4 protein-coding genes and 1 pseudogene are annotated in these 4,091 nt (G+C 55.8%); 1 reads left to right on the top strand and 4 read right to left on the bottom strand.

Going from position 1 to position 4,091, the window contains the following annotated elements; genetic code table 11:
- A pseudogene (locus M0974_RS29530) lies at window positions 1-113 on the top strand (4-carboxymuconolactone decarboxylase); the annotation flags it as partial.
- Between the two features lie 63 nt (window positions 114-176).
- Here the strand turns inward: M0974_RS29530 and M0974_RS29525 are convergent.
- From M0974_RS29525 to M0974_RS29510, 4 genes are all read right to left on the bottom strand, one after another.
- On the bottom strand, window positions 177-647 hold the full coding sequence (locus M0974_RS29525; protein ID WP_297845376.1) for a MarR family transcriptional regulator: 471 nt from the start codon (window positions 645-647) through the stop codon (window positions 177-179).
- Between the two features lie 209 nt (window positions 648-856).
- On the bottom strand, window positions 857-1,459 hold the full coding sequence (locus M0974_RS29520; RefSeq protein WP_297845375.1) for a TetR/AcrR family transcriptional regulator: 603 nt from the start codon (window positions 1,457-1,459) through the stop codon (window positions 857-859).
- A gap of 104 nt (window positions 1,460-1,563) precedes the next feature.
- Window positions 1,564-3,042 (bottom strand): aldehyde dehydrogenase family protein, encoded by a 1,479-nt coding sequence (locus tag M0974_RS29515; protein WP_297845373.1) that lies wholly within the window; start codon window positions 3,040-3,042, stop codon window positions 1,564-1,566.
- A gap of 203 nt (window positions 3,043-3,245) precedes the next feature.
- Entirely contained in the window at window positions 3,246-4,076 is an 831-nt protein-coding gene (locus tag M0974_RS29510) for a p-hydroxycinnamoyl CoA hydratase/lyase (RefSeq protein ID WP_297845378.1), read from the bottom strand.
- Window positions 4,077-4,091 lie beyond the last annotated feature (15 nt).

Raw genomic sequence — 4,091 nt, 5'->3', positions numbered from 1 at the left:
GTCGAACGGTACCCACTCAATTGCTGATCCATTGCAGCATTCCAGCGGCAAACGCCACGCTCCATCTGGCCGATGAAGTGTGTGACGAGATGGGTATAGAGTCGCTCAGCTGACTGTATGTTGTTGAAATCGCCTGAGTAGATACCTCATGCCTTTGCACCAGACAGTACGGCAGTTCACTTGTCGCCATACAGCTTGTTCAACAGTGTCAAAAGCTGCTCTCGCTCGTCGCTCGTGAGCGCAGAAGTGGCGTTCAGGTCGCTTTCCAGGGCGACGTCCCTTAGCTGTTTAAGCAGTTGCTCTCCGGTCTTGCTGAGAAACAATCCATACGAGCGCTTGTCGGGGTTGCTGCGTATGCGCATGGCAAGGCTGCGGGCTTCCAGCTTGTTGACCATCAGCACGGCCTGTGGCGGCTCGATCGCCAGGGTTTTGGCCAGATCGGCCTGCATCAGTCCTGGTGACTGCTCGATGATGGTCAGCGCAGCGAACTGGGCAGGGCGGATGTCGTGTTCCTCTAGCCTATTGGTTAGGTCCTGCGTGATCCTTATCTGCACGCGGCGCATCACGTAGCCCACCAGGTTGTTCAGCGAGTTGTCGAGTCTCTCTGGGAGAGTTTGTGGGGGCGTGGCTTTGAGCTTCTGCAGCATGGGGCAGTCCTGTTTAGATCGATATAATTAACAATTATAATGATTTTCCTGATGTATACAGGGCATTAGTATCGGCATTGCGAACGTCTTCGGGTACTGCCTGTTCTGCTGCGCGTGCTGGTGAAGTATCGTCTTCCTGATCGGATGTGGAGTTCAGCCAAAACCTCAGGCGTCCAGCTTTGCTCTACTCGGGAATAGCTGGCTGCATCTCAGCGTTTCGCCGCCGCAATTGCACCGATGATTATGTTGGTGAGGTCATCAACGACCCCCGGGGGAAAGACGTTAAAGTCGTCCTGGTAATATAGGGCAAGGCTTTGAAGCATCCCAATGATCGCGCGAACCAATATCGCCATCCTGCTTGTTGGAAGGTTCGCTGCAGCCGCTTCGGTGTTAATGACAGACATTAGGCATTGAGCGTACTCATTGCGAAGAGCGGTGATGCGCTCGCGTTGTGCGCAAGATAGGTTGATGATTTCTCGATCAATCAGGGTGAGCTTCTTCGGATTGCTCGATTGGAAGGTCACGAATGCCCGGACGAAAAGGCTTAGCTTGGACTGCTTGGTGTTTCTACGTTTCAAGCTGAGATTGGTCTGATGAAGCAGGTCATCCATTGCTTCTTCCATCAGCTCGAACAGCAGACTTTGTTTGTTCTCAATGTGGTTGTAGATAGAGCCTGGTTGGACGCCAAGTTGTGTTGCGAGATCGCGCAGGCTAGTCGATTGGTAACCGTGGGTGCTGAAGAGATCCAGCGCGGTATAGAGCAGTCTTTCTCGCGTGCTAGGCATTGGCTGAAGCGTATGTGCTTGGTTCACTGATGTATCCCAATACGTGAATAGTTTGAGTCTGCTATGCGCTTCTGCCTAGACCCACCGCCTGGATTGTGCTCCCGGCGGCTTCGTTCTGTTTGGTCAGCCTGCTAGAACGGGTAGTGGTGGCCCCCTGGTTGCCAGGTTATCCAGTGCGCGCGGGTGAACTCATCCAAGGCGTAATGCCCATTGAACCGTCCCAGTCCGGAGTTTTTCTCGCCCCCGAAGGGCGCATTGGGTTGATCGTCGACGGTGATGTCGTTGATGTGCGTCATGCCGGCGACGATATTGCGGGCGAATTTCAGACCACGCGCCATATCCTTGGTAAACACCGCGCTTGAAAGGCCATAGTCGCCCGCGTTGGCGAGGGCCAGGGCGTGCTGTTCATCGTTGGCGATAAGGATAGGAAGGATGGGACCAAAGGTCTCTTCCACGGCGAGCTCTTGATCAGCCGGGACGTCACCGAAGACGTGAGGTGGAAGTACGAGACCGGACGGCGAGCCTCCCGCCAATTGTTTGAGGCCGGTGCTTTGCGCATTGTCTATTTTGCGCAGCAGGCCATCCAGTTGGGCCTGATTGATCACTGGACCAATAACGGTGTCAGCGTGGTCCGGGTCGCCAATCTTTAACTTGCTGACGCGCTCGGCGACCAGTGCTGCAAACTCTGGATAGAGCGAGCGGTCAACGATCACCCGGTTGACGCTCATGCAAATCTGGCCTTGGTGAAGGAAGCGGCCGACCACTGCGGCATGCGCGGCAATTTCGACGTCTGCGTCGTCAAGCACAACGAGAGGACTATTACCGCCAAGCTCCAAGGCAATACGCTTGATGTATTTCCCGCCGGTGGCAATTCTGCCAACGTTACGACCTACGTCTGTAGAGCCGGTGAACGAAATAAAGCTGGGAATCTGATGCTCAACGAAGGCGTTGCCGATCTCCGAGCCGGCGCCCACAATCACGTTTAATACACCAGATGGAAAGCCCGCTTCTTCAAAGAGATGGGCTATCAGCAGGCCACCGGTGACGGCAGTATCGCTGGCAGGTTTGAGCACAACCGTATTGCCTAGGGCGATAGCAGGAACGACCGAGCGCATGCTCAGATACAGCGGGAAGTTCCAGGGGCTGATAACGCCAATGACGCCCAGCGGCTCCCTGAACACGAAACTCTGCTCGCCGGGTTTGTGGCTGGTCAGAATTCGACCTTCCACTTGAAACGGCATCGCCGCACATTCGCGTACCAGGTTGAGTGTGGTGTGGCACTCGAAGCTCGCCTTGATGCGTGTACTGCCGGACTCCTTGATCAACCAGGAGATGATTTCCGCTGCACGGGACTCAATCACGCGAGCCAGATTGTTCAGCAGCGCGGTCTTCTGCGCAGGGCCAGTGCTTGCCCAGCTGGATTGTGCATGTTGGGCGGCGGTATAGGCATCGTTGACGTCGTCGGCAGACGCCATGGGCATGCTTAGCAGTTGGCTCCCGGTAAAGGGATCAATGTCATCGAGCGTGCGCTTGGAACGGCCTAGACGCCATTTTCCATCAATGTACTGACGGTCGGAAACTGCATAAGGTGAAGTTTGCAGGGTGGTCACATTAGTCTCCTTTTGCGCGGTGCAGGACTGACCGCTTTGTATACGTTCATTCGGATGCGAATCCTGGAGCGGACTCAAGAGTTCTGCGTCGTGTAGTCAGCAGCTATGGGCTGAGAGGGGGACGCAGGCGGCGCCCGGTTTAGCCCAGTGCTCAGGTCTTTTCGTACCTGAACTCGCTCCGGGTCGCCGCCCATTCTGTCCGCTTAACGCTTATAGGTTTGCAGACCTGGCTTGATGCTCTTGTCATCCAGGAACTGCTTCATGCCTTGCTCGCGACCGCCTTCTTTATCGAGCAAGCGCGACTGATCGAGCTTGGCGTACAGGTAGTCCTCGTTCTGCTCCCAGGTCAGCTCGCGGCAACGCTTGAAGCCGATTTTCGCGGCGCGCAGCACCACCGGGTTCTTCTCCAACAGATTGTTGGCCAGCTCGATGGTGGTTTCACGTAGTTGCGCCAATGGCACGCTCTGGTTCACCAGGCCCATGGCGGCAGCCTTCTGCCCGGTAAAGGTTTTGCCGGTCATGATGTAGTACAGGGATTCACGATGGCCGCAGGTATCGGCCATGGCTTTGCTCACCAGGTTGCCTGGTGGAATGCCCCAGTTGATTTCGGAGAGGCCAAAGGTGGCCTCGTCGGCGCAGATGGCCAAGTCGCATGCCACCAGTGGGCTGAAACCACCGCCGAAACACCAGCCGTTGACCATGGCAATCGTCGGCTTGGTATACATACGCAGCAGCTTCCACTGCCAATAGGAGGCTTCGCGGCGGATTTTTTCCTGAAGAATTTCCGGACCCGCGTCTACTTCGCGGAAGTATTCCTTGAGGTCCATCCCGGCTGTCCAGGCTTCCCCAGCACCGGTCAGCACCAGTACTCCCGCTTCGGGATCTTGCTCCAGCACCTCTAATACTTCGGCCATCTCGCGGTTAAGCGTTGGGCTCATTGCATTGCGCTTTTCCGGGCGGTTCAGAATGACCCAGGCAATGCCTGCTTCCAGCTCAATCTTTACTGTCTGCCAACGGCCTTCGTAGTTACTCATGAGTGCACCCTTTGT

The organism is Pseudomonas sp., assembly GCF_026224925.1.
Taxonomy (GTDB): domain Bacteria; phylum Pseudomonadota; class Gammaproteobacteria; order Pseudomonadales; family Pseudomonadaceae; genus Aquipseudomonas.
This window is presented reverse-complemented; position numbering and strand designations above follow the sequence as displayed.

Bases quoted from the DNA above. Each gene is read 5' to 3' on its own strand.
- M0974_RS29510 (WP_297845378.1), bottom strand. From the start codon at position 4,076: ATGAGTAACTACGAAGGCCGTTGGCAGACAGTAAAGATTGAGCTGGAA.
- M0974_RS29525 (WP_297845376.1), bottom strand. From the start codon at position 647: ATGCTGCAGAAGCTCAAAGCCACGCCCCCACAAACTCTCCCAGAGAGA.